This is a genomic window from Mesobacillus maritimus (genome assembly GCF_023715205.1).
Classification (GTDB): Bacteria; Bacillota; Bacilli; order Bacillales; family Cytobacillaceae; genus Mesobacillus_B; species Mesobacillus_B maritimus_C.
In genome coordinates this window covers 15,479-39,960 of the sequence record NZ_JAMBNR010000018.1, presented here as the reverse complement: position 1 = coordinate 39,960, position 24,482 = coordinate 15,479, and the positions used below count along the sequence as shown (strand labels likewise).

General features: G+C 41.9%; 22 protein-coding genes. 13 read left to right on the top strand and 9 right to left on the bottom strand.

The window, feature by feature from the left end; genetic code table 11:
• Positions 1-341 precede the first annotated feature (341 nt).
• A complete protein-coding gene (locus M3182_RS21345; RefSeq protein WP_251559964.1) occupies positions 342-821 on the top strand; it encodes a GNAT family N-acetyltransferase in 480 nt (159 codons plus the stop codon).
• Between the two features lie 158 nt (positions 822-979).
• Here the strand turns inward: M3182_RS21345 and tatC are convergent, their stop codons facing one another.
• From tatC to M3182_RS21320, 5 genes are all read right to left on the bottom strand, one after another.
• Positions 980-1,711, bottom strand: a complete 732-nt coding sequence (gene tatC / locus M3182_RS21340; RefSeq protein ID WP_251426582.1) for a twin-arginine translocase subunit TatC — start codon at positions 1,709-1,711, stop codon at positions 980-982.
• A 297-nt stretch (positions 1,712-2,008) separates the two neighbouring features.
• Positions 2,009-2,233, bottom strand: a complete 225-nt coding sequence (locus tag M3182_RS21335) for a twin-arginine translocase TatA/TatE family subunit (protein ID WP_251559962.1) — start codon at positions 2,231-2,233, stop codon at positions 2,009-2,011.
• Positions 2,234-2,247: 14 nt separating this feature from the next.
• A complete protein-coding gene (locus M3182_RS21330; RefSeq protein ID WP_251426493.1) occupies positions 2,248-2,430 on the bottom strand; it encodes a hypothetical protein in 183 nt (60 codons plus the stop codon).
• Between the two features lie 78 nt (positions 2,431-2,508).
• Positions 2,509-4,155, bottom strand: coding sequence for a PhoX family protein (locus M3182_RS21325; protein WP_251559960.1), 1,647 nt, complete (start codon positions 4,153-4,155; stop codon positions 2,509-2,511).
• Positions 4,156-4,672: 517 nt separating this feature from the next.
• A complete protein-coding gene (locus M3182_RS21320) occupies positions 4,673-4,879 on the bottom strand; it encodes a hypothetical protein (RefSeq protein WP_251559959.1) in 207 nt (68 codons plus the stop codon).
• 395 nt (positions 4,880-5,274) lie between these two features.
• Here M3182_RS21320 and M3182_RS21315 point away from each other — a divergent pair, with 395 nt between their 5' ends.
• Complete coding sequence (locus tag M3182_RS21315) at positions 5,275-6,669, top strand: M28 family metallopeptidase (RefSeq protein WP_251560042.1); 1,395 nt, start codon at positions 5,275-5,277, stop codon at positions 6,667-6,669.
• A 175-nt stretch (positions 6,670-6,844) separates the two neighbouring features.
• Here the strand turns inward: M3182_RS21315 and M3182_RS21310 are convergent, their stop codons facing one another.
• Complete coding sequence (locus tag M3182_RS21310; RefSeq protein WP_251559957.1) at positions 6,845-6,985, bottom strand: hypothetical protein; 141 nt, start codon at positions 6,983-6,985, stop codon at positions 6,845-6,847.
• A 337-nt stretch (positions 6,986-7,322) separates the two neighbouring features.
• On the opposite strand from M3182_RS21310, the gene M3182_RS21305 reads away from it, so the two are divergent.
• The 11 genes from M3182_RS21305 (at position 7,323) to M3182_RS21255 (ending at position 21,475) form a co-directional block, all read left to right on the top strand.
• Complete coding sequence (locus M3182_RS21305; protein ID WP_251559956.1) at positions 7,323-8,606, top strand: S8 family peptidase; 1,284 nt, start codon at positions 7,323-7,325, stop codon at positions 8,604-8,606.
• A 480-nt stretch (positions 8,607-9,086) separates the two neighbouring features.
• Positions 9,087-10,367: an ABC transporter substrate-binding protein gene (locus M3182_RS21300; protein ID WP_251559954.1), complete on the top strand. Its 1,281-nt coding sequence runs from the start codon at positions 9,087-9,089 to the stop codon at positions 10,365-10,367.
• Positions 10,368-10,544: 177 nt separating this feature from the next.
• Positions 10,545-11,438, top strand: coding sequence for a carbohydrate ABC transporter permease (locus M3182_RS21295; RefSeq protein ID WP_251559952.1), 894 nt, complete (start codon positions 10,545-10,547; stop codon positions 11,436-11,438).
• Between the two features lie 16 nt (positions 11,439-11,454).
• A complete protein-coding gene (locus M3182_RS21290; RefSeq protein WP_251559950.1) occupies positions 11,455-12,285 on the top strand; it encodes a carbohydrate ABC transporter permease in 831 nt (276 codons plus the stop codon).
• Between the two features lie 48 nt (positions 12,286-12,333).
• The gene (locus M3182_RS21285) at positions 12,334-13,278 is read left to right on the top strand and encodes a glycoside hydrolase family 43 protein (RefSeq protein WP_251559949.1); all 945 of its coding nucleotides are present in this window, start codon (positions 12,334-12,336) and stop codon (positions 13,276-13,278) included.
• Between the two features lie 62 nt (positions 13,279-13,340).
• Entirely contained in the window at positions 13,341-14,324 is a 984-nt protein-coding gene (locus tag M3182_RS21280) for a LacI family DNA-binding transcriptional regulator (protein WP_251559947.1), read from the top strand.
• A gap of 468 nt (positions 14,325-14,792) precedes the next feature.
• Complete coding sequence (locus tag M3182_RS21275; RefSeq protein WP_251559946.1) at positions 14,793-16,589, top strand: glycoside hydrolase family 2 protein; 1,797 nt, start codon at positions 14,793-14,795, stop codon at positions 16,587-16,589.
• 79 nt (positions 16,590-16,668) lie between these two features.
• On the top strand, positions 16,669-17,853 hold the full coding sequence (locus M3182_RS21270; RefSeq protein ID WP_251559944.1) for a galactokinase: 1,185 nt from the start codon (positions 16,669-16,671) through the stop codon (positions 17,851-17,853).
• 2 nt (positions 17,854-17,855) lie between these two features.
• Complete coding sequence (gene galE, locus M3182_RS21265) at positions 17,856-18,845, top strand: UDP-glucose 4-epimerase GalE (RefSeq protein WP_251559942.1); 990 nt, start codon at positions 17,856-17,858, stop codon at positions 18,843-18,845.
• A 12-nt stretch (positions 18,846-18,857) separates the two neighbouring features.
• A complete protein-coding gene (gene galT / locus M3182_RS21260) occupies positions 18,858-20,357 on the top strand; it encodes a UDP-glucose--hexose-1-phosphate uridylyltransferase (RefSeq protein WP_251559940.1) in 1,500 nt (499 codons plus the stop codon).
• A gap of 74 nt (positions 20,358-20,431) precedes the next feature.
• Positions 20,432-21,475 carry an aldose epimerase family protein gene (locus M3182_RS21255; protein WP_251559938.1) on the top strand — a complete coding sequence of 348 codons (1,044 nt, stop codon included), beginning with the start codon at positions 20,432-20,434 and terminating at the stop codon, positions 21,473-21,475.
• 170 nt (positions 21,476-21,645) lie between these two features.
• Here M3182_RS21255 and M3182_RS21250 read toward each other — a convergent pair whose 3' ends face one another.
• The 3 genes from M3182_RS21250 to nagA are packed head-to-tail and all read right to left on the bottom strand — an operon-like array spanning position 21,646 to position 24,332.
• Entirely contained in the window at positions 21,646-22,374 is a 729-nt protein-coding gene (locus M3182_RS21250) for a GntR family transcriptional regulator (RefSeq protein WP_251559936.1), read from the bottom strand.
• A 30-nt stretch (positions 22,375-22,404) separates the two neighbouring features.
• The gene (gene nagB / locus M3182_RS21245) at positions 22,405-23,136 is read right to left on the bottom strand and encodes a glucosamine-6-phosphate deaminase (protein ID WP_251559934.1); all 732 of its coding nucleotides are present in this window, start codon (positions 23,134-23,136) and stop codon (positions 22,405-22,407) included.
• A complete protein-coding gene (gene nagA / locus M3182_RS21240; protein ID WP_251559932.1) occupies positions 23,133-24,332 on the bottom strand; it encodes an N-acetylglucosamine-6-phosphate deacetylase in 1,200 nt (399 codons plus the stop codon). Before nagA ends, nagB begins: the two co-directional genes overlap by 4 nt.
• Positions 24,333-24,482 lie beyond the last annotated feature (150 nt).

Here is a 24,482-nt window from a genome sequence, read left to right as displayed (position 1 = left end):
TAGGTCTTAGGTGAAAAGAAGGGGAAACAGACTATTGATAAGGAAAACGTTTCTTGACACGAAAAAAGAAAGCAAATCCATTCCTTCAAACAGTTCAATAGAATCAGGTTTTAGAAATTCCTAGATTAACAAATTTTATAAAGCCTTTACAAAGATTTACAAAACCTTTAAAGAGGATAGGCTGTTTGTCGAAAAAGTCACAGGGACGCCCCGGATTTTGTCGAACAAAATGGCAAGGTTCCTCCAAAAAACTCAATCTCCTTTTTGGTTAATCATTTGGTATATAATTAAAAAATACATCATGCCAAAATAGAATGTTTAGATAACTAGGGGTTGAGATCATGCGAATTCGTGAAATTGAAGAAAAAGACAATAAAGCAATGGAGCAGATTATTAAACGGTCATTGGAGTCTTTTGGCTTAGACATACCAGGAACAGCCTACTTTGACCCGCAACTAAGCAGTTTATACCAATTCTATAAGCAAGAAACGAATGCAAAGTATTGGGTTATCGTCAATGAAAAAGATGAAGTGGTCGGCGGTGTAGGGATTGCACCGTTTGGAGAAAAAGAGGGGATTTGCGAGTTGCAAAAGCTCTACATCACACCTGAAGCTCAAGGGCTGGGCCTTTCGAGGGAACTGATGAATGTGGCACTGAACTTCGCCAAGAACCACTATACACACTGTTATTTAGAAACATTAACGAAACTCCAAGTCGCGAATCTCCTATACAGCAAATTAGGTTTCCGCGCCCTTGAAAAGCCATTAGCTGGTTCAGAGCATGGTGCGATGGATGCTTGGTATATCAAAGAATTATCATAAAAATTCATTTATCTTTTTTAAAAAACACCCCGAAATGGGAGGCAAACCATGCCCTCGATTTCGGGGTGTTTTCTGTTTGTACAAGTCGTTTTCACTCGCCATACCTAAATTGGAGTGCTCCAGACGGGTGGTAAGCGACCGGGGCACAGCCGCTTCCTTTAGTTCAGTGCAAGTTCCTGTTCCTGCTTTTGTTTTTTACGATACACAATTTTAGATAACATCACGCTGCATTCGTACAAAAACAGCAGCGGAATGACGACCAAAATATCGGAAACAATGTCCGGTGGGGTAATCAAAACAGCGGTGACAATTAAGCCGAAGTACGAATACTTTCTCATTTTCGCAAGACGATACGGGTTTAGCACGCCGATGCTAGTTAGGAACATAATAATGACCGGTAGCTCGAACAAACAGCCGAACGGAAGAACGATGTTCATCATAAACCGGAAGTATTTTTCAGCGGTAAAAAAGCTCATGAACAAATCCCCGGCCAAACTAAGCAAGAAGTCAAAAACAATCGGGAAAATGATAAAGTAACCAAAACTGATTCCACCGATAAATAAGATAAATAATGCCGGAATATAAGCTAATGTTACTTTTCGTTCACTCACTGACAAGGCGGGCTTGACGAACAGCCAGATCTGATGCGCAGCAATCGGGATGATGCCGGCGAGTGTGACAACTCCTGCAAGCATAAAATAAACCCAAATGATGTCACTAGGCCCGAGAATGGCGAGCTGAATTTCAGAATCCTGCAAAAGCCAGTGGTAAATTTCTTCAACATAGATAAACGCAACAATAAATAGCAAAATAAAGCTTCCCAAGACAACGAACAAACGCTTTCGCAGTTCACCTAAATGGTCGACGATATTCATTTCGTGATTTTCCATCATTCCACCTCTTTTCATAAGGCTACTTTTCATAAAGATTGTCGTCGTTAAAATGTTAAAATCGATTTTAACGGGTGATAAGTAACTTTTTACGTCATTTGCAAGCCATTTCCGCTTTTAGCAGGAAAAGATACCTTATCAATTATTCTCAGCTTAAATACGCAACAAAGTTGAAGAAGTTACTTTTCATAAAAAAAGATGCAAGTATAAGAACACTACCTACATCTCCTATCTCTTCTAGTTTTCCACAGTTGAGCATTAGCTCTCCACAAGGTCCTTTATCAGAAAATTTCCCTGTTACACCGCTTCAGACTTTTTCGCTTTCTTTTCCTTCGCGTCTGTTGCATCTTTACCTGTAGAGTTCTCATCATCCTCTCCAACTAACTCACGAGTGGACTTTTTAAACTCTTTCAAAGTGCTTCCAAAGGCCCGGCCAATTTCCGGAAGTTTTTTCGGCCCGAAAATCACGAGCGCAATGACAAGGATGAGAATCAACCCCGGGATTCCGATATTTTGTAGCATCACATTTCCTCCTTTTAAATCGCTTGTTTGTGTCTTCGCTGGCGTTCGAAGTTGTATAATTTGTAGTCAGCGTTTTGCGAGCAGACTTGGCATTTCACGTCGCCAGTCAATTTCTCCTCATTATGAATTGGCTGAATATGGGGGAGGAAGATCATTTTCAATCCCTGATTGACATGTTGTTTGCACACGGTAATCATGACAAGACTCCTCTCTTATAAGGAAGGTGTAAACCTTGTTTTGTTTACACCTTCTTTTACCAAATGTCTTGGTTTTTATTATCTAAAATTTCCACCTTGAATCGCGACTAAGCAAGAGCGACCGAACTTTTGACCTGGGTGTTGGTTCCATGTGCTTGGATGCTGAACATCCACAAACAACGTACGCTCATCTGGTGTTAGCCATGGTCCGGTGACTTCACACCCTTGAGGGCCTGAAGCGAATTGGAATGGTTTGCCGTAGTTCTTGCCATCTGTTGGCACCATAAACACGCCACAGTTTTTATATTGAGCATACTGGTTATCTTCCGTTGCACTATAGTCTTCAACTACCCAAAGGTTTCCTTTGCTATCAAAATGAAGATTATCTGGGCAAGTAATTCCGCTTTGTTGACCACCAGCAATAAAGACTTCAAACGTAAACTTGTCGCTACCATGGTCACTGTTTGCTGGAACAAAACGATAGATTTGGCCATGGAAGTTTCCGTGTTTGGAGTTGTTGGTTAACGATAAGAAAACACTTCCGTCAATTGGGTGAATTTCTACGTCTTCTGGACGATCGAGCTTGGTTCCGCCAACAGCAGCTGCTGCTTCACGTGCATACGTTAACACGTCTGCTTGGCTTGTAAAAAACTTCTTGCCGTCTTTTTCATAGTTTTGCAGATCTTCATTTGTTTCGTAGTCTAACGCAATCCATTTTTGTGCACTAAGGTCAGCAACGTATAGCGTTCCTTCTTCTAAAAGATCGAAGTTTGCCTTGCGGTTGTTTGGATTGTATTTCTTTTTACTGACAAACTTGTAAAAGCATTCGCCGCGGGAGTCATCGCCCATGTATACGACAACACGGCCATCTTTTGTTTGACCCATTGCTGCGTTTTCGTGTGCGAAACGACCAAGCGCCGTGTGTTTACGAACTGGTGCTTTCGCGTCGAATGGGTCAACTTCCATTACCCAGCCGTAATGCTCGTCCGTAAAGTTTGGCCACCCATAATCATCGCCATACTCTGTATTTTCCTCACAAGAGAGAGCCGTGTTCCAAAGCGTAAGTCCGCCGCTACAGTTTCCTAGTGAACCTTCAACGGTCTTTGCACCTTTTACCGCAGAACTTCCTGCAGCCGGACCAGTTAATTGAATTGGAGTAGTTCCATCCACACGACGGTTATACTTGTCGTCTTGAACCAAGGTCCATTTGCCTTTTTCTTTTTTAACATGAATGACGGAACCGCCAACCGCTTCTTTTTGCATTTTCAAAAACTCAGGGTATTTCGCAAGATCTTTTTTATTGTATGTATCTGGATTGATGCCAAGGATTTGCATGTAATTGTCTGGCTCAGGGAATTCATGGTTCACCCAGATCAGACCTTCTTCAGAGTTGGTTCCGCCTTCTAAACTATCGATTGGAAAGTAAACCGTTAAGTCAGCGGCATCTCCAAACTTTTCACCTTTTGAATTGATGACATCGCCATATGATGCAACGATATTGTAGCTATAGCCTTTCGGGAGAAGAAGATCATTTTCCCATGAACGGTTGATTTCTTTAAATGGGACAGTAAGAGGTTTTCCTTTCCCGCCCTTTGGTTGTCCATCCATTAAATGGTTTGCTGTTGCCGCACTAGCCTTTGGAACAAATGCCTCCAATCCTGAAGTTGCCGCCACAATAGCAGCAGTACCGGTTCCCATATACGTTAAAAAACTACGACGATCCATGTATTAATCGCTCCCTTTTTTATAATCATTTGCATGTTTTTGTTGAAATTTGTAAAAACAACCTTACATTTGGAATTCTATAGAAAGAACATTAACACGGTGTTAATAGAGTTCGAGAATTTTGTAAATTAGCAAAAATAGGGCGGAGGACTCAAAAAAATCACAGGGACGTCCCGGAAAATGTCGAAAAAGTCACAGGGACGCCCCGGTTTTTGTCGAAAAAACAACAGGATTCTATCAAACGAGCAGGGAAGAGGGTTATGTTCTGGGAGAATTTTCATAGGAAGAGGCGAGAGTGTGTTAATAGAAGATTAATAGTAATTTACATTTTATTCATATTGTAGAAGAGGGGAAGTTAAAAGCGGCTAAAATAACAGGAAGGCCCCAGCTTATGCAATGCTGAGGCCTCCCAATTTAATCAATTTTAATTCTATATCAAAAAATAAAGAATGGTGATTCGATGAAAACATAGATTCGTCGTCTTATTTTATATTTATAAGACCTTAGCTGAAAACTTCTAACTCCCCTTACATTCAAACGTATAACCCAGGTTTAGCACAGCAAGCTCGACAACTGGACTGCCGCCGTCTTCAAAACATCTGTCAGTGGCAAGACTAACCTCTTTGCTATTAAAGTATGCTTCGGAAGCAATTAAAAACGCAATGGTGACAACCCCTAGGGAACCAAGAACGGAAGCAATAAACATTTTAGATTTAACCTTCATACAAGTAAACTCCTTATTTAAAAAACTATCCTAATTTTACCATAAACATACAGTACTACCAGTAAGACCAAGGGACCGATTCGCTTGAACTGTAATATTTCGAAATGGGTTTCACTAAAACCTTTAAACCTAGCGAAATAGAGCTATCCTCATTAGAATCATCGCTTGAACGAAAGTCTATTCTATCCTGCTCAGTTGAGGAATAGAGCCTTTGGTAATAAATACCCATATACTTAATTTAGAATATTCAGAAAAATAGTTAGAACGTATCTTGTTGCCAACATTCCCCTTGAATTAAGCTATGTAGGGTATTAACAAGTTTACTAGATAAATGGGGATCGAACAGAAGCCCCACGAAATCAGTAAACAGTATGAAAAGGGGGATTAGGATGGCGATGAGGAAAAAAGGGTTAAAAGTAGCGGCTTCACTTTTAGCGGTATCAATGGCTTTTGGTACCGTTGGTGTGGCTGCAACGGCAAACACAACTGGACCTACTAGTGGCAAATCATCTTACTCGCAGGACCAAAAGATTGTTGCAAGAGTCGATGCGGAACGAGCGATTGAGCATGTTCGGTATTTATCTGAAGAAATCGGCGCGCGTCCTGGTGGGCTAGCGGCAGAGAAAGAATCCGCAGAGTATATTTATAATACGTTAAAAAGCTATGGATACGACGTCGAATATCAATACTTCCCAGTGGCGGACCAGTACATAGCTGAGGTTGCGTTTGCTGATGGCTCGTCTTGGCAAATGGCGGCTGCACCGAATGGAAAGGTTAGTGATGACGCTGTAAAAGGGGAAGTAATTTTCGTTGATGGAGGATCATCACTAAACGATTTCCCAGCAGATACGGCAGGTAAAATTGTCGTCATGCCAAGAGCGGCCACAACAGCTGGTTACCGTACTCAAGTCAACAATGCCGTTGAAGCTGGAGCAGCAGGTGTAATCCTGCAAAGTCTTGTCGGCAGCCGCGGAAACTACGGCCAAACCTTCAACCCAAGCTTAGATAAAAAAGTCGATATTCCCGTCTTCGGAGCGGCATTTATTCAAGGCGAATGGTTAAAAGAACAGCTCGCTGAAGGTCCTGTTGAACTGAGCCTAACGGCTGAGCAATTCTCGAATCTACAATCTGTCAATGTGATCGCAACGAAAGCTCCGAAAGGGAAAAGTAAAGATACAAAAGAAGTGATTTTAGGAGCGCATCATGATAGTGTCGTTGGTGCTCCGGGCGCGAATGATAACGCATCTGGCGTCGGCTTAATGCTAGAACTAGCTCGTGTGTACAAAGGATATAACACCGACAAAGAACTGAAGTTTATCGCTTTTGGTTCTGAAGAACGCGGTCTGCTAGGAGCTAGACATTACGTCAATCAACTAAGCCAAGAACAAAAAGATAAGATTGAAGCGGTCTTTGTTCCGGATATGGTTGCAACAAGTTACGAGCCAGCTAAAAATCTTTACGCGATGACACCAGATGGCAGCAGAAACATTGTCACTGATTCCACGACTGCTGCAGGAGCGCGTCTCGGAAACTCTGATATTCTTCCAGGCACATTTGGTTCTAGTGACCATGTTCCTTTCCATCAAGCAGGCATCCCGGCTGCGCTATTTATCTGGATGGGAGTCGATAGCTGGAGTCCACTTGTCTATCATATTGAAAAAGTTTATCACACACCACAAGACACGATTGAAGACAATATTTCACCAGAAAGAATGCAATCAGCCCTTGATGTCATCGGTTCTGGATTGTTTGATGTTGTTCGGAAAGATGTCCCGGCATTAAATAAATAGGATTAATGATGAGGAAACGCCGTGTAAGTTGCGGCGTTTTTTTATTTTTGGTTAAAAGAAGTATGTCCAATCTTCAGATGTGAAGACAGAGCTGATGTCGTAAACACTGTTCGTAACGGAAATCCCTATTGTTACAAGCGATCACTGTTCTAAAATTAAAACCCTGTTCTAATCGTTACCTCTGCTCGTAACGAAGAAAATCTCCATGTTGTCCGGGTACACTGCTCGTAACGGAAATCCCCATTGACGTCGGTACACTGCTCGGTACATAAAGCCCCGTTGTCACTTCAAATACTTCTCTAAAAGCAAAGTCCATTGTCAGGGTAAACACTTCTTTAAAAAATGAAAAACCATGTTTTTATCGCACCACTGCCCGTTGACGTCGCAAATACGGCTCTAAAATTAAAGCCCTTTTATCTCGATGAACTCTCCTTTTACGATGCAAAACCTAGTTCTCCTTACCAACTCACCAGTAGAAATAGTAGGATTAACTGCATAGCCAAACCTAGCAGATAGCCAACTAGAGACATTCATCTACTATTTTAATAGGTGATTTGCTCTTTTTCTCTATGATTGTACTCTTTCACTATTTCCACTAGTAAAAAGAGGCATAAAATATCTTGTACAAAAAATTTTATGAAAGGAAGATGGACATGTTTGGTTATTCGCTGATTCAACTGGTTCGCCGAAATGGACATAAACTAGATCGCAGTGTACGTCAAGAACTACTTAAAGTCTATCAGCCATTCCGCAATGTTCCGTGTTTTTTGCACCGGCCTCTTGAATTTTTTAGTAAGAAAGGGAAGAAGTTGCCGCTCGTAATTGAGTTTAATGAGGGGTGTTTTGAGCTAGGTGTAAATGATGTGAAGAAGGAAACTTCACGTACTTTGCATCAGCATCCAACAGTTTCGTGTTGTTCCACGACTTTAAGTGTTGAGAAATTGGAGCATTTACTCGATAACTGTAGCCATATTAAGAAAGTGTATTATGACCGAAAAGTGACTGCTCTCCTCGATACGGCTACACCCGCCATCCGAGCCAATCAATTGCAAGAAAATGGATTAACCGGGAAAGATGTAACAATCGCAATCATTGATACTGGGATCTATCCACACCCAGATTTACAGGGGAGAATCAAGGGATTTAAAGATTTTATCAATGATCGGACCGACCCTTATGATGACAATGGTCATGGCACTCACTGTGCAGGTGATGCTGCTGGAAACGGGACTGCATCCGGTGGGCTCTTTAGAGGACCAGCTTATGAAGCAACTTTAGTCGGCGTCAAGGTTCTTGATAAAAAAGGATCAGGTTCGCTGTCTACCGTGATTTCCGGCGTCGATTGGTGCATTCAAAATCAAGAGTCCATAGGCATTCAGGTTCTAAGCTTATCACTTGGAAGCGACGCTGTTCAATCGGCAGCAGATGATCCGGTTGTGATGGCAGTGGAGAGAGCGTGGGATCGTGGAATGGTCGTGTGTGTGGCGGCTGGGAACTCAGGTCCGCGTGCGTCAAGTATTGCTAGTCCTGGAATCAGTCCCAAAGTCATTACCGTAGGTGCTGCCAATGACAATGATTCGATCACCCGAAGTGATGACACTGTTGCTGACTTTTCAAGCCGTGGTCCAACCATTGATGGCCTCATAAAACCGGATCTCATCACCCCAGGCGTCAATATTATTTCGTTACGAGCACCAAACTCCTTCTTAGATAAAATCAACAGTTCAGCGCGTGTTGATTCCAACTATTTCTCCTTATCCGGAACCTCAATGGCCACCCCAATCTGCGCAGGCGTCGTCGCCCAAATGCTCCAAAACAACCCAAACCAAACCCCCGACCAAATCAAACAACAACTCATCCGCGCCTGCCAAGACCTAGGACAACCAGCCAACGACCAAGGCAACGGCTACCTAGACGCCGGAAGACTGTACACTTAGAGAAAAGTCGCAAGAACATTCCCGGGTTTGTCGAAACTACACGAAAAAGTCACAGGGACGCCCCGGGATTTGTCGAAAAACCTCGCCAAAGCTTCTCATCAGTAAGATGAGGTTTTTTTTGTTTGGTTTTACCTCCTTTTTTTACTAATAAGGAAGGATGAATAGTTAGGTGGTGCAACAAGACTAAGCTGCTTTGGATAACTCAGAATTTTTGAGAGTTCTGCTAATAAGAATGATAAGTGCTAAACCTTATCTAGATATGAACTGGAAGGTCTAGTTTATGGAGGAATAGATGTTTAAGAACAAAAATATGACCCCTGAAAGGTATCTAAGTTGATTTCGTTCTTTTATTTACTAAAATACTCAGGATAAATTTTAGTAAAAAATATTGACTGACTTACTTGTATATACTATTATATGGTTGAAGGCGCTTTCAAGTGTTCTGAAAGAAGGAAGATAAATAAAAGGGGGAACCACAGCATGAAGACGATATCAAAGTGGCTCGCGCTAGTTGTAACAGTATTTTTAGTTTTAGCTGGTTGTTCTGGAGGCGGCGATTCCGCTGATTCAGGAAAAGGCGAAAATGGGAAAGTTCAAATTTCCTTCATCAATGGTTTTACTGGTGGGGACGGAGCTTATATGAAAAAGATTACCGACGCCTTTAATGCTTCACAAGATAAGTACGAAGTAGTTGAACTACAAGAGAAAGATCATTATACAAAGTTTAAATCTGGTGAATATGATCTTGTTGTTATCCATGGCAATAACCTTGAGACATATAAACAAGATGGGCTAATTCAAGACATGTCTTCAGTGCTTGAAAAGGCTGGTATTGCTGAAACTGATTTCCATCAAGCTGGTATCGATACGGTCAAACTAGACGATACCATGTATGCGGTTCCGCTAGATATCCATCCACTAACTATGTTCTACAACAAAGAATTTGTCCAAGAAGCACCAAAAACATATGAAGATTTAGTAAAAATTAACGATGAGCTTCAAGCTCAAAGCAAAGATCTGTATGCTTTAGGCGTACCTTCAAGTGGCTTGGTTGAATTTTATATGCTAATGATTGCCGCACAAAATGGGATTGACTTAGAAAAAGATGGTTACTTGAATTTTGCTCAACCGGAGTATGCAGAAGCGTTAATGCAATTCCATGATATGGTTTGGAAAGATAAAGTTTCACCAGCAGGTCTTGGCTTAGATGGTGAGTTCCAAACATTTATGAAAGAAGCACAAGAAGGAAAAGCGTATCAAACAGCAGTAGCTCTTACAGGACCTTGGTTCTACGGTGGTGCGAAAGAAAAGTATGGCGATAACCTTGGTGTAGCACCGATTCCACAAATTGGATCACAGCTTGCTGCCTATGGTAACTCTCACACAATTGCTCTTCCTGCAAATGTGAAAGATGAAGAAAAATTAGCGGGTATTGCAGAATACTTAAAGTTTATGTATACACCTGAAAACTTAATCAACTGGGCAGATGGTGGACAAGCTCCAGTCCATTTACCGACATTAGAAAAAGTCACTGCAGAACAAGAGAAGTATCAAATTGCGTACCAAAACTCTCAACAGTTTGACGATTATGTAAGTGCTCCACAAGTTTACCAATTTGGAGAGCAAATCCGTTATATGAATGAATCTGTATTTAGTAAAGTGGTTACAACTGAAAAGTTAACGACAGATGCATTAATGAAAGAATTAGAGAAAGCTACAGAAATGGCGAAGCAAATCGCTGCTACTGCTCCACAGCAGTAAGAGTAAACAGGAAAGAATGGCTCTGTGAAAATGGGCCATTCCTTCCTTATAAATTTGAAGACTATGAAAGAGTGGTGTCTACAACAGAGAGATCCACTCTTTATTTCTAATAGAGATATATAAACAATTGAAACAAACGGGAAAGGACGAAGCGTTCTTTCGAATGGAGGACAAACGATGTATAAAGGAGCTTCCTATAAAATTTGGTCGGTACTCATGGTTTCCCCATTTATCATTTTCTTCTTGTTATTTTGGGCTCTACCGCTAGTTTTAGGAATATGGATTAGTTTCCACAATTGGAACGTGTCTGCGGGGAATTTAGGTTTTGTTGGCCTTGATAACTATAAAATGATTCTCACGTCCGGTACGATTTACAATGATTTATTTATGACGGGTTTAAAAAATACGCTGTACTTTGTTGTGATTAGTGTTCCACCCTTGGTCCTGATTGCATTAGGATTAGCGTTAATTATTGACAATCTTCCTGATAAATTCAAAACGATTTATCGAACGATTTTCTTTATTTCTTATTCCATTTCCGTAACAGCTGTTTCAGCCATTTTTCTATGGCTCTTTAACAATAATGGTGGCTTTATCAATAATGTATTGATGTCACTTGGAATGAAGGAAGCGGTAAACTGGCTTGGTGAGCAACCATATGCCTGGTTAACGATTTTGATTGCGACTGTATGGTGGACGATTGGTTTTAACATGATGCTGTTTATTAACGCATTAAATGAAGTGGACAGCTCCCTTTATGAAGCAGCTGATTTAGATGGAGCTGGTGCATGGGGGAAATTCTGGTATGTTACCTTCCCTCAGATAAAAAATGTTGGCTTCTTCATCGTGATTATGACCGTGATTGCTTCCTTTAACCTTTATGGACAGACCCGATTGATTACCAATGGTGGTCCGGAACAATCCACGAACTCTTTGATCATGAATATTCAAACATCCGTATTTGGAATGAATCAGCTTGGTATTGGTTCTGCTATGGCCCTGTTAATGGGGATCATCATGACCGTCATTCTTGGTCTTCAATACTGGTTGTCCTATCGAAAGACAGACTAAAAGGAAGTGAATGAAGATGAAAAGATCAACGCGTAAAGCAATTCCGCTCTTAATTTTAGCTACAATCATTGCGATATTATTTCTCTTACCGCTTATCTGGATGGTGTTCACCTCTTTTAAAACTTTGAGTGAGTCCATGGCAAGTTCAAGCATTTTACCACAAGTTTGGACGTTAGAAAATTATACCGGCATTTTCACATCTGTATCCGAAGCGCCGATTTTCCGCTGGTTATTTAATACAACCGTCATTACAGCCGTTGGGACAATTATCGTTGTTGTCGTCGACATTCTAGCGGCCTACTCATTAGCGCGCTTAAATGTTCCAGGTAAAAAAGTGATTTTAGGAATGATTTTTGCAGCTTTGGCGATTCCGGGAATTGTTACTTTGTTCCCAGCGTTTTATATGTTTAAAGAAGTAGGGCTTTTAGACAGCTATATTCCACTGATTATGCCTTATACAGCAAGTACAATGGGTGTTTTCTTGGTTTATAATTTCTTGCTGGCATTTCCAAAGGATTTGGAGGAGGCGGCATATCTTGACGGTGCATCCCAGTGGCAAATTCTTTATCATGTTATTTTCCCAGCAATTAAACCTGTTGCCATGACATTAGCTGTTATTACATTCCTTGCGATTTATAATGACTATCTCTGGCCATCACTTGTTACCAACTCAAATGAGATGAAGACGATTACGCTTGGGATTGCGACTTTGATTCAAGGTTCAAACTTCGTCAACCCGGCGAAAATGATGGCTTCCACTGTGATTGCGACGATTCCAGCAATCGTCATCTTCTTATTAGCAAACAAACATATTGTGAAAAGCGTAACCAATACAGGAATCAAATAGAAATTGGACGGAAGCATTAACTAGCGAATAAAATAGAAGGTGAGTAAGGTGAAAACAGGGTTCAGAGCGGTTAAAAAGGTAAAAAGAGAACAAATTCATATGAGAGATCCCTTTATCTTCACGTCTCATGAAGAACAGAAGTACTATTTATTTGGCACAACCTTCGCGGATGGATGTGGCGACAAAGACCCAATTTTTGAGGTTTATATAGGAAAGAATCTTGAAGATTGGGAAGGTCCGTATGTTGCATTTGATCCTCCGAAAGGGTTTTGGGGTGTGAGGCATTACTGGGCGCCAGAAGTGTTTGAAATCGATGAGCGCTTTTATATGTTCGCATCTTTCAAAGGTGGAATTGGTGAACATCGCGGAACGGGGATCCTAGTCGCCGACCATCCGGCGGGTCCATATATTCCGCATAGTGAGGGGAGCATCACCCCAGATGGATGGGAATGCTTAGATGGGACTTATTATGAAGACGAAAATGGCGAACGCTGGATGGTCTTTTGCCATGAATGGACTCAACTGTTCGAAGGTCGCATTAAAGCAATCCGCTTGTCGAAAGACCTGAAAACGGCTGTTGGCGAACCTATTGAAATCCTAAATGCGGCTAACATGCCTTGGATTCGGAAATTTGGTGACCCACGGATTGAAAAAACAGGCTATCTAACGGATGCACCGTTTTTGTACAAAGCTAAGAATGGTGAACTCATTCTTCTATGGTCCAGCTACTCTGTTCCAAACTACGGGGACGCAGGTCTTGGCGGTTATACAGTTGCAGTTGCAAGGTCGAAGAATGGAAACATCACTGGCGAGTGGGAGCATGATGAGAAGTTGCTTCTAGACCGAAATGCGGGACATTCTAGTCTATTTCGGGATTTAAATGGGCAGCTTTATATTTGTACGCATTATCCAGACACACCGCATGGCAGTGAACGCCCACTTTTTATAAAAGTAGAAGAAGTTGAGAACGGATTAAAAATAGCCGAAAAATAATAGTGTATTGTAACCTCTCTATATAGAGAGGTTTCGGAATTTCAATAAACAAGGAGAGTGCAATGGCGACGATTAAAGATATTGCTGAAAAAGTTGGCGTCTCAATTGCAACCGTTTCAAGGGTGCTTAATCATGATGCTACATTATCGGTAGGCGAAGATACGAAACAACGAATTTTTGAAGTGGCTGAACAATTAAACTATCGGAAAAAGGCAGGGCGAAAGCCCACTTCCTACAAGGTAGCGATCGTCACATGGTACACCGAAGAGGAAGAATTGGATGATATGTATTACCGCTCGATCCGACTAGGTGTGGAGAACCGCTGTGAGGCTTTAAACATTCAGACAACAAAACTAATGATGGAAAATTTAACAACGAACGAAGATATTCAAGGCATTATCGCCATCGGGAAATTCAGCCTGGAGCAGGCCTTAGAATTACAGCGCCGAGCGGAAAACATTGTGTTTGTCGATTGTTCTCCTGATGAAGACCAATTTGATTCTGTATTGAGTAATTTTTACCGAGCAACAGAAAACGTCCTGCGGCACTTTTTAGATCATGGTCATAAAAGAATCGGTTTTATCGGTGGAAGAGAAACCTATAAAAATCAGACAGCGGAGATTGAAGACCCGCGTAGAGTCAGTTTTGAGCGCTTTATGGTAAGGAAAGACCTTTATGATCCATCGCTTGTCTATATGGGAAGCTTTTCAGTCCAGGATGGCTATGAGTTGATGAAACGTGCAATTGAGGAACATAAAAATCAGTTGCCGTCAGCGTTTTTCTTAGGGAATGATTCAATCGCAATCGGTGCCCTGAAAGCGTTGCATGAAGCCCAAATTTCTGTTCCTGACCAAGTGAGCGTAATTGGTGTTAATGATATTAGTGTATCTAAATACCTTCATCCCCCATTAAGCACGGTAAAAATTTATACAGAAGACATGGGTGAAACAGCGGTTGATTTGCTTTTAGAAAGACTTGACGAGCGAAAAATTACAAAGCAAGTTGTTCTGTCAACCAAGCTGGAAGTACGGGAAAGTAGTAAATAGTAAAGAGGCTTCTCTCAATGCATGAGATTAGCCTCTTTTTTTCTGTGTAAGCCCCATTTTTAAGGGCAAGAAGGAAAGCCTAAGAAGAACTATGTAAGTCCAAAATAGAAGTGGTATAGGAGACAGTAAAAACTACAGATTTTTCGTTCCTTGCTCACCAGAGAAATGAAAATCAGAACGATGGAAATCTCTACAGGCCGCTAGAGCTAGTGAAAATAGATGTTTTTCTTCCTTTAAAGATTCTCTTAATTACGAGTAGCCACTTTAAAATATACACTCAAACTTTAAGACTTTGGAACGAACAAAATAGCCTAATGAATCAAACCACAAGCTTTTTAGTAAATTATTTAGTTGTAATTTTAGTAAAACCATTGACTGTTTTTTACCATTAGACTAAAATGAGTGTAAAGCGCTTTCAGTGAATGAAGAGTAAAAACTTACTTTGATATACAAAAGGAGAGGAAACAAATGACCTATCGTCAAGAGTATCCAAGACCACAAATGGTTCGGAAAGAGTGGCTAAATTTAAATGGAGTATGGGAGTTTGCCTTTGATGATGACAAGATTGGCACAGAGCAAAAATGGTTCAAAAACACGAGTAATGCGTTTGATAAAGAAATCCAAGTGCCATTTGCTTATCAAACCGAGTTAAGCGGCATCCATGATCCTAGTTTTCATGATGTTGTTTGGTATAAACGTGAAATCGACATTCCGGCAGATTGGCAAGGCAATCGTGTCATTCTTCATTTTGGTGCCGTTGATTACCGTGCTTGGGTATATGTGAATGAACAGTTTGTTGGCTTCCATGAGGGCGGAAATGTTGGTTTTAGCTTTGATATTACCAATGAGCTTGTTCATGGAAAGCAAACGGTCGTCGTGAAAGTAGAAGATCCCTCCACCGATGAAACGATTCCGCGCGGAAAGCAGTTTTGGATTGAGCAATCGGATAGTATTTGGTATACAAGAACAACTGGTATTTGGCAGACTGTTTGGCTGGAAGCTGTTCATCCAACACATCTTTCAAAACTTCGGTTTACACCAGATGTGGACAAGGGTGCTGTAGACGTTGAATTTGAGCTTAATGGTGATTTTGCCAATAAAGACGTACAGTTTGAGATTTCATTTAAAGGCGAGCTCGTAATCAATGACCGAATTACCACTCAATATAAAAATACGAAACGTTCGTTTGATCTTTATAATCATAAAATTTTCCGTACAAGCTTCCATCATGATGGCTGGAACTGGACTCCGGAAAATCCTAATTTATTTGATGTTAAAATTACTGTTCGTGACCAAGACACAGTATGCGATGTTGTGGAAACTTACTTTGGGATGAGAAAGGTTCATACCGAAAACGGCATGGTGTACTTAAACAACCGTCCATACTACCAAAAGCTTGTGCTTGACCAAGGATATTGGAAAGAAGGATTGTTAACGGCACCAACGGATGAGGACTTGAAAAAGGATATCGAGCTTGCGAAAGAAATGGGATTCAATGGCTGCCGAAAACACCAAAAAGTTGAAGACCCTCGCTTTTTATATTGGTCCGACAAGTTAGGATTCCTTGTGTGGGGTGAATGCGCAGCATCTCCTTCTTACAATGAGGATGCAGCCGCAAGACTAACCAAAGAATGGATTGAAATCATTGAACGCGATTATAATCATCCGAGCATTGTCGCATGGGTGCCGTTGAATGAAAGCTGGGGCATTCCCAATGTTCGTGACAACCGCCAACAGCAAAATCATTCGTTGGCGATGTACCATTTGATTCATTCACTTGATCCAACACGCCCTGTGATTTCCAATGATGGATGGGAACTAACGAAAACGGATATTTGCGCGATTCATAACTACAATCATGGCGGCGCAGACGAAAAAGCGAAGTACGCTCAATATCAAGAAGATTTAGCAACAAAAGATGCGATTCTTGCATCTAAACCAGCAGCAAGATCGATTTATGCAAATGGCTTCAAGCATGAAGGAGAACCGATCCTCTTAACAGAGTTTGGCGGCATTGGTTTTAAAGTGGGTGAAGATGCTGGTTGGGGATATACGTCGGTTGCAGATGCAAAAGAATTTCTTGAAGATTATCAGCGCATTATGGAAGCTGTTTATAGCTCAAAGATTTTATACGGCTATTGCTATACGCAGCTGACAGATGTGGAGCAAGAGATTAATGGACTGCTGACTTATGACCGCAAACCGAAATGTGATTTAGCTAAAATTAAGAAGATCAACGATATGTATCATCCAAGAACAATTTAAACGTTAAAAACGAATAGGAGCGGGTAGAGGTGTCCTGCTCCCTTTTGAAAGAACATCTAGTGGAGAGGGGATTTATGGTATGAATAAGGAATTTCTTACGTCGAAATTTCATGAGATATTCCCGAATGAAGACAAGGCGAACATCCGGCTATTTTTTTCACCAGGCAGAATCAACTTGATTGGGGAGCATACTGATTACAATGGCGGACATGTATTTCCGAGTGCGATTACGTTCGGAACTTATGGAGTCGCACGAAAACGTGAGGATCAACTGATTCGCTTGTACTCCCTAAACTTTCCTGAAGACGGAACGATTGAGTTTTCACTTAATGAACTAGATTACGAGAAAAGTCACGGCTGGGCAAACTATCCGAAAGGGATGGTCCGTTATATTCAGGAAGCAGGGGAGAAACTTTCGAGTGGGTTTGAAGTTCTTGTTTACGGGGATATCCCAAACGGAGCAGGTTTGTCTTCATCCGCTTCGCTTGAAATGCTGATTGGTGTCATTGTGAATGAAATGTTTGGTTTAGAGTTCCCTCGCTTAGAGCTCGTACGTCTTGGTAAGAAGGTAGAAAACGAATTTATCGGCGTTAATAGTGGGATTATGGATCAATTTGCGGTTGGCATGGGAAAGAAAGATTGTGGAATTCTACTCGATTGCCATACGTTGAATTATCAGTATGCACCACTAAATTTAACTGATTACCAAATCATTATTATGAATACGAACAAGCGGCGAGAGCTTGCTGATTCAAAATACAATGAGCGTCGCAGCGAATGTGAAGAAGCACTTGCTAGGCTTCAAACGAAGCTCCCTATCAAAGAGCTTGGTGATTTATCGGAACAAGAATTCGAAGATAACAGACATTTAATTAATGATGATGTGCTGGAGCGGAGAGCGAAGCATGCGGTTTATGAGAACCAACGTACGTTAAAAGCGCTAAAAGCCCTTCAAGCAGGGGAGCTTGAGAATTTTGGCGCCTTAATGAATGCTTCCCATCTTTCGTTACGTGACGATTATGAAGTCACAGGTCTTGAGTTAGATACATTGGCGGAGGCCTCGTGGAAACAACCAGGAACACTTGGTGCCCGCATGACGGGAGCTGGCTTTGGCGGCTGTGCAATCGCGATTGTAAAAACAGCACAAATAGATGAATTTATTGAGGAAGTAGCCAAGGAATATAAAGAGAAAGTCGGCTACGAAGCGACATTTTATGTGGCAAGTATTGGAGACGGAGCGAAGGAAATAACGACGGAGGTCTAGTGATGAGTATTTTAGTTTTAGGTGGGGCCGGATATATTGGTTCACATGCTGTCTATCAGTTGATTGATCAAGATCATGATGTGGTTGTCGTTGATAATTTACTTACAGGCCACGAGAAGGCTCTTCATCCGAAGGCGAAGTTTTACCAAGGAGACATTCGCGATAAAGCATTTTTACAAGATGTTTTCCAAAAAGAGAACATTGAGGGTGTGATTCATTTCGCGGCTAGTTCATTAGTGGGGGAATCGATGACAAACCCGATTAAGTACTATGATAATAATGTCTACGGTACTCAAGTTTTACTTGAGGTTATGAATGAATATGGCGTTAAAAACATTGTGTTTTCTTCTACGGCTGCGACTTATGGTGAGCAAGAAGTGATGCCGATTACTGAGGATATGCCAACCATTCCAACTAATGCATATGGTGAAACGAAGTTGACAATGGAAAAAATGATGAAATGGTGTGATCACGCCTATGGAATCAAATTTGTATCGTTGCGCTATTTTAATGTCGCTGGAGCAAGGTCAACAGGGGAAATTGGTGAGGACCATCATCCAGAAACGCATCTGATTCCAGTTGTGTTGCAGGTTGCGCTTGGTCAGCGTGAATCTATTTCCGTATTTGGCAATGACTATGATACACCGGACGGCACGTGTATCCGCGATTATATCCATGTGGAAGATTTAATTGATGCCCATCTTTTAGCGTTAACGTATTTGCAGAACGGTGGCGAAAGCAATGTGTTCAATCTCGGCTCAAACCAAGGCTTTTCGGTAAAAGAAATCATTGAAACTGCTCGTGAAGTAACAGGACACAGCATTCCAGCGATAGTCGCGGACAGGAGAGCAGGGGACCCAAGCAGCTTAATTGCTTCTTCAGCCAAAGCGAAGGAAGTTCTTGGTTGGGAGCCGAAACGCAACGATATTCAGCAAATTATTCGAGATGCTTGGAACTGGCATCAAGCAAATCCCAACGGCTACAACGATTAGGAGGGATCTTCAATGAGGATTTATTCAGCCTTACAAGAGCTGGTTCAGCAAGGAGTGAACGCTGGTTTGATCCAGCCTGAAGATAAAATTTATGCTCGAAACCAGGTCTTGTCGCACTTAGGACTAGATTCGTTTCCGGCTGAGGTAGAGGGAGAAAGCGAGAAGGAAATACCTGAACTGCTGGATGAGCTTGTTGAATATGCAGTTTCTGCAAAGGTCATTCCAGATTTATTCGATAAAAAAGAAATTCTCGCAAGCCAAATCATGAACGTCTTTCTAGCTCGGCCATCCGAAGTGAACCGTGAATTTTATCAGCGCTATGAGAATTCTCCTAAAGAAGCGACAGAATATTTTTATCAATTAAGCCAAAAAAGCAATTATATACAAATACAGCGAATTTCGAAAAACATCCACTACAAGGCCGATACAGCTTATGGGGAGCTGGACATTACGATTAACCTCTCTAAGCCGGAGAAAGATCCGAAGCAAATTGCGTTAGAAAAGGAACTGAAAAAAACGGCAGCTCATTATCCAGAGTGCCTTCTATGTGTGGAGAATGAAGGCTATGCTGGTCGGATTGGACATCCAGCCCGCTCAAACCACCGGATGATTCGAGTGGAGTTAGCAAATGAAGATTGGTATTTTCAATATTCACCATATGTATATTATAATGAGCATTGCATTTTATTATCTGGTGAGCATCGCGACATGAAAATTGATCGTGGAGGCTTTGTGCGCTTGCTAGAGTTTGTCGAACAGTTTCCGCATTATTTTATCGGCTCGAATGCAGATTTACCAATCGTCGGCGGTTCGATCTTGACACATGACCATTACCAAGGTGGAAACTATGAATTTGCCATGGCGAAGGCAGAAGAAGAGTATGGTTTTACTCTACAAGGTTTTCCGGAGGTTCATGGTGCGACTGTTAAATGGCCGATGTCCGTTATTCGTTTGCGCAGTAAAAACAAGACCGAGTTGGTAGAAGCGGCGGATTTTATCTTTGAAACATGGAAATCTTATCGTGATCCTGCGGTTGAGATTGAAGCGTATACAGGTGAGACACGCCATAATACGGTCACGCCAATTGCGCGCATGCGCGACGGGTACTTTGAGCTCGACCTTGTGCTTCGGAATAATCGCACCACTGAGGAGTTTCCACTTGGTATTTTTCACCCGCATGCCGATGTGCATCATATTAAAAAAGAAAACATCGGACTCATTGAGGTTATGGGACTCGCGGTCTTGCCGGCACGGTTGAAGACAGAGTTGATTGAAGTCGAAAGGTTTTTACTAGGTAAAGATCATGAAATCGCTGGTTACCATCTACCATGGGCGGAGGAAATGAAAGAGAACTATCGCTCCGAACTAACTGAAGCGAATATTACCGAAATTGTTCGTAAAGAAGTTGGTCAAAAGTTCATGCGTGTGCTAGAAGACGCCGGTGTTTTTAAACGGAATGAGGCTGGACAAGAGGCATTCCGGCGGTTTACTGATTTACTTGCGCGCACTTAAAGGATGGACCATTATTCCTTTTCTCTGTTTTACGGAGAGAAGGATTTATTTTTAATAGATAGGAGTTTCTTAAAATGAGAGTATACCAAGAAAGATTTGGCGTGTTGAATGGTCAAACCGTGACCGCTTATACGTTGGTGAATGATCATGGAATGGAGGTGACCAGTCTTGATTATGGTTGTATCATTTCAAGAATCATTGTTCCTGACCAGAAGGGAACAAAGGAAAATGTGATCCTAGGTTTTGATACCGTAGACGATTATGTGAACCATTCGCCGTATTTCGGTGCGGTAATTGGTAGGGTAGCTGGAAGAATCAGCGGGGCTGAATTTGAACTTGATAATCAGGTTTATCAGTTAGATCAAAACGATGGCAAGAACCATTTACATGGTGGAAAAATTGGCTTTGATAAGATCATTTGGAAGACGGAGGTAGTGGAAAAAGCTGATTCTGTTGCCCTTGTGTTTACATATCTAAGTAAGGATGGCGAAGAAGGCTATCCAGGGAATGTGAACATGAAAGTGACGTATACACTGACGAATGATAATGAGTTTCAGCTCGCCTACGAGGGAGTATCCGATCAGCGAACATTACTGAATGTCACGAACCATACCTATTTTAACTTATCTGGTGATTTGAAACGCGAGATTCTTGACCATGTATTAACGGTAAACAGCAACCAATTTGCCGAGCTTGACTCTGAATTGATTCCAACAGGGGAGCTACTTGCTGTGGAAGGAACGCCGTTTGATTTTACTGCTGGACGAAAGATCAAAGACGGAGTCGAATCTCAGCACCCGCAAAACGTATTGGCAGGGAAAGGGTATGATCACCCATTTGTATTGGGAGAAAATCAGCATGAACAAATTGTCTTAAAAGATGAGACGAGCGGTCGTACGCTTATTGTGGAAACCGATCAACCAGCTGTCGTCCTTTATACAGGCAACCAGTTAGAAGGGGACTTCGAAATCCGCGGCGTAAAAGCACGAAAATACTTAGGCTTATGCCTAGAAACCCAAGGCATGCCGGACGCCATCCACCAACCAAACTTCCCATCAGTCATCCTTAACAAAGGAGAAACCTACCAAGCAAAAACAAAGTGGCGTTTTACCGTATAAAGTCACAGCGCTGTCGAAAGTACCCGAAAAAGTCACAGGGACGCCCCGGGATTTGTCGAAAAACCTCAAAAAAGTCACAGGGACGCCCCGGAAAATGTCGAAAAAAAGCTCAGTTCACCACAAAAAAAGTGAACTGAGCTTTACTAATTTTAGCCTAAAGCCGTTAAGCTTTATTGATTACGCTGCATATGGACCATAAATTTATAACGGTCGGCGCGGTAGGTGGATTTGACGTATTCGGCTGGGGTGCCATCTTGAAGGAAAGCGATGCGTTCAATTCGCATCACAGGTGCACCTGAGTGTATTTGCAGATGCTCAGCTTCGACTGGCTCGGCGATCGAGGATTCAATCGTCTGCGTTGCTTGCTCAATCGTCAACTGGAGCTGCTCTTCCATATACGCATAAATCGAGTGATTGACAATCTTCTCCGTCAAGCCTTTCACCAAATTCGCCGAAAAGTAGTTGGTTTCAATCGCCATCGGCACAGCGTCCGCTAACCGAATGCGCGTGATTTCATAAACAGGAGCATATTCGTTGATTTGCAATGGTTTGGCGATCTGTTGCGGTGCGGGAATGATTTCAAAATGAAGCAGCTCACTGCTAGGTTTCAACCCGCGCGCCAACATATCCTCCGTAAAACTTGTGATCCCAATCAAAGGTTTCTCCATTTTCTTCTCCGCCACAAACGTACCTTTCCCTTGAACTCGGTAAAGGTAGCCATTGTTGACGAGTTGGTTTAACGCTTGCCTAGCCGTCATCCGGCTAATATTGTATTTTTCCGCATATTCACGTTCAGAAGGGAGGGATTCTCCCGGTTTTAACTCACCGTTGTCGATTTGTTTTTGAATGGATTCGGCCAATTGATAATAAATCGGAATTGGTAAATTCTTATTGATCATTTTTTACCCTTCTCACGTTAAAGAATCGGACTAGATAGCCAACTTTCCTAAAGCGGCTTCATCCGCAATAATTGTAACACATGGGTGTGTTTTTAAAATAGAGGCAGGGAAGTTTTCGTTAACTTCTCCTTCCATCAATTGCGCCAAAGCCTCACGCTTGCTTTCACCAGAAACAAGCAAGAGAATCTCTTTGCTGCGCATAATGCTTGCAATCCCCATCGTAATTGCGTGCGTAGGAACCTCATCCAAACTGTTGAAATAGCGTGCATTCGCTTCACGAGTGGATGCTGTTAACTCAATCACATGCGTTTCGGACTGAAACGAAGTACCAGGCTCATTAAACCCAATATGGCCATTTGAGCCAATGCCGAGAATTTGCAGGTCAACGCCTCCATGATTTTTCAATAAAGCCTCATAATCCGTACATTCCTGCCCTGGATTATTGGTATCCCCGCGAGGAATAAACGTGCTCTCACGTGGAAGATCCACATGGTTAAACAATTTTTCATTCATATAAGAACGGTAGCTGTTCGGATCGTCGCCGGAAAGACCAACGTATTCATCCAAGTTGAACGTTTTGACTTGTGTGTAACTCGTCCCGTTTTGTTGATGGTCTTGTACCAACTCACGATACAAACCAACCGGAGTTCCCCCAGTAGCCAATCCAAGGTTCATTTTCGGACTCTGACGGACTTTGTCTAGTAAAATTTCAGCTGCTTTCTGACTCATTTCTTCATAATTCTTTACTTTTATGATGTTCAACTTTCTTCTCCTCCTTGATGATAAGCAAGTTTTCCACGGCAAAATGTCATAAACACGTTCAAGTCATCGTCGAGAATCACAATATCCGCATCTTTTCCCACAGAGATGCTGCCTTTGTGATCGTAGACGTTCAATTGTTTTGCAGGATTGACGCTTGTCATTTGAATCACATCTTCCAATGCACATTCAGTGAAATCGACCATATTTTTCAATCCATCGCCAAGCCGCAAAATGCTGCCGGCAAGCGTTCCGTCTTGTAAAAGTGCTTTTCCATCTTTGACGGTTACGTCTTGACCACCTAGGTCATACACACCGTTTTTCAAACATTTGGCCCGCATGGAGTCGGTAATCAAAATCAAACGGTCTTTGCCTTTATTTTTATAAGCAAGCTTCACCATTTCCGGCCGTACATGGACGCCATCGGCAATGATTTCGGCGGTTAATTCATCATGTAAAAATGCTGCTCCGACCACGCCTGGCTCGCGGTGATGCAAGCCGCGCATTTGGTTAAAAAGGTGGGTAACATGACTCGCACCCGCTTCAATTGCTTCAACTACTTCTTCGTACGTAGCGTCCGAATGCCCGATCGAAGCGATGATGTTGTTTTCTTTTAGATGTTTAACAAACTCCAATCCACCTGGTTGTTCCGGTGCGAGCGTTACCACTCTAATCGTGTCACCGGTTAAAACATTCCATTTTTGAAACACTTCAAGGTTGGAATCAACAATATGTTGAACAGGTTGCGCTCCCGCTCGTTTCGCATTCACAAACGGACCTTCTAAGTGAGCTCCAAGAATTTCTGCCTGCCCCGATGGTTGGTTTTTCGCTAAAAATTCGCCCACATTTTTAAGTGCGTTTTCAATCGCATCGCTGCTTTGCGTCATCGTTGTCGCTAAGAAACTAGTTGTCCCTTCTTTCGGAAGGGCGGTTGACATGGTTTCAAGTGCTTCAGGAGTTGCATCCATCACATCGGCACCATTAACACCGTGAATATGAATGTCGATAAAACCAGGAACCGCTTTAAAAGAAGTAGGAACCTCAACCACTTCATCAAACTTAGCGGTTGAACTTAAGTTCTTAAGGGAACCATAATCAATGATTTTCTGATCCTTTATTAGTAAGTAGCTGTTTTCAATTTTTTCGTTTTCCGTATATAGTTGCATTCCTTTTAACAGAATGGTCTTATTCAGAGTCATCAATCTTCCTCCTTTGTGTTGACAAATTCATCATAGCATGGGGTTATCTAGTTGTCTATACCAGTTATGAAAGTTAACACCCTTGAATAATCCTTGTTATTTTATTTATTCCATAAAAATTGGTATAGACAATAGTATGTCGCTAACCAT

What these genes read in the sequence shown, in the direction of transcription:
- galT (WP_251559940.1), top strand. Translation starts at nt 18,858, where the DNA reads ATGAGGATTTATTCAGCCTTACAAGAGCTGGTTCAGCAAGGAGTGAAC.
- M3182_RS21335 (WP_251559962.1), bottom strand. Translation starts at nt 2,233, where the DNA reads ATGCTACAAAATATCGGAATCCCGGGGTTGATTCTCATCCTTGTCATT.
- M3182_RS21320 (WP_251559959.1), bottom strand. Translation starts at nt 4,879, where the DNA reads ATGAAGGTTAAATCTAAAATGTTTATTGCTTCCGTTCTTGGTTCCCTA.
- tatC (WP_251426582.1), bottom strand. Translation starts at nt 1,711, where the DNA reads ATGGAAAATCACGAAATGAATATCGTCGACCATTTAGGTGAACTGCGA.
- nagA (WP_251559932.1), bottom strand. Translation starts at nt 24,332, where the DNA reads ATGACTCTGAATAAGACCATTCTGTTAAAAGGAATGCAACTATATACG.
- M3182_RS21325 (WP_251559960.1), bottom strand. Translation starts at nt 4,155, where the DNA reads ATGGATCGTCGTAGTTTTTTAACGTATATGGGAACCGGTACTGCTGCT.
- M3182_RS21330 (WP_251426493.1), bottom strand. Translation starts at nt 2,430, where the DNA reads ATGATTACCGTGTGCAAACAACATGTCAATCAGGGATTGAAAATGATC.
- M3182_RS21250 (WP_251559936.1), bottom strand. Translation starts at nt 22,374, where the DNA reads ATGATCAATAAGAATTTACCAATTCCGATTTATTATCAATTGGCCGAA.
- M3182_RS21275 (WP_251559946.1), top strand. Translation starts at nt 14,793, where the DNA reads ATGACCTATCGTCAAGAGTATCCAAGACCACAAATGGTTCGGAAAGAG.
- M3182_RS21290 (WP_251559950.1), top strand. Translation starts at nt 11,455, where the DNA reads ATGAAAAGATCAACGCGTAAAGCAATTCCGCTCTTAATTTTAGCTACA.
- M3182_RS21255 (WP_251559938.1), top strand. Translation starts at nt 20,432, where the DNA reads ATGAGAGTATACCAAGAAAGATTTGGCGTGTTGAATGGTCAAACCGTG.
- M3182_RS21315 (WP_251560042.1), top strand. Translation starts at nt 5,275, where the DNA reads ATGAGGAAAAAAGGGTTAAAAGTAGCGGCTTCACTTTTAGCGGTATCA.
- M3182_RS21310 (WP_251559957.1), bottom strand. Translation starts at nt 6,985, where the DNA reads ATGGACTTTGCTTTTAGAGAAGTATTTGAAGTGACAACGGGGCTTTAT.
- M3182_RS21280 (WP_251559947.1), top strand. Translation starts at nt 13,341, where the DNA reads ATGGCGACGATTAAAGATATTGCTGAAAAAGTTGGCGTCTCAATTGCA.
- M3182_RS21295 (WP_251559952.1), top strand. Translation starts at nt 10,545, where the DNA reads ATGTATAAAGGAGCTTCCTATAAAATTTGGTCGGTACTCATGGTTTCC.
- M3182_RS21270 (WP_251559944.1), top strand. Translation starts at nt 16,669, where the DNA reads ATGAATAAGGAATTTCTTACGTCGAAATTTCATGAGATATTCCCGAAT.
- galE (WP_251559942.1), top strand. Translation starts at nt 17,856, where the DNA reads ATGAGTATTTTAGTTTTAGGTGGGGCCGGATATATTGGTTCACATGCT.
- M3182_RS21300 (WP_251559954.1), top strand. Translation starts at nt 9,087, where the DNA reads ATGAAGACGATATCAAAGTGGCTCGCGCTAGTTGTAACAGTATTTTTA.
- M3182_RS21305 (WP_251559956.1), top strand. Translation starts at nt 7,323, where the DNA reads ATGTTTGGTTATTCGCTGATTCAACTGGTTCGCCGAAATGGACATAAA.
- M3182_RS21345 (WP_251559964.1), top strand. Translation starts at nt 342, where the DNA reads ATGCGAATTCGTGAAATTGAAGAAAAAGACAATAAAGCAATGGAGCAG.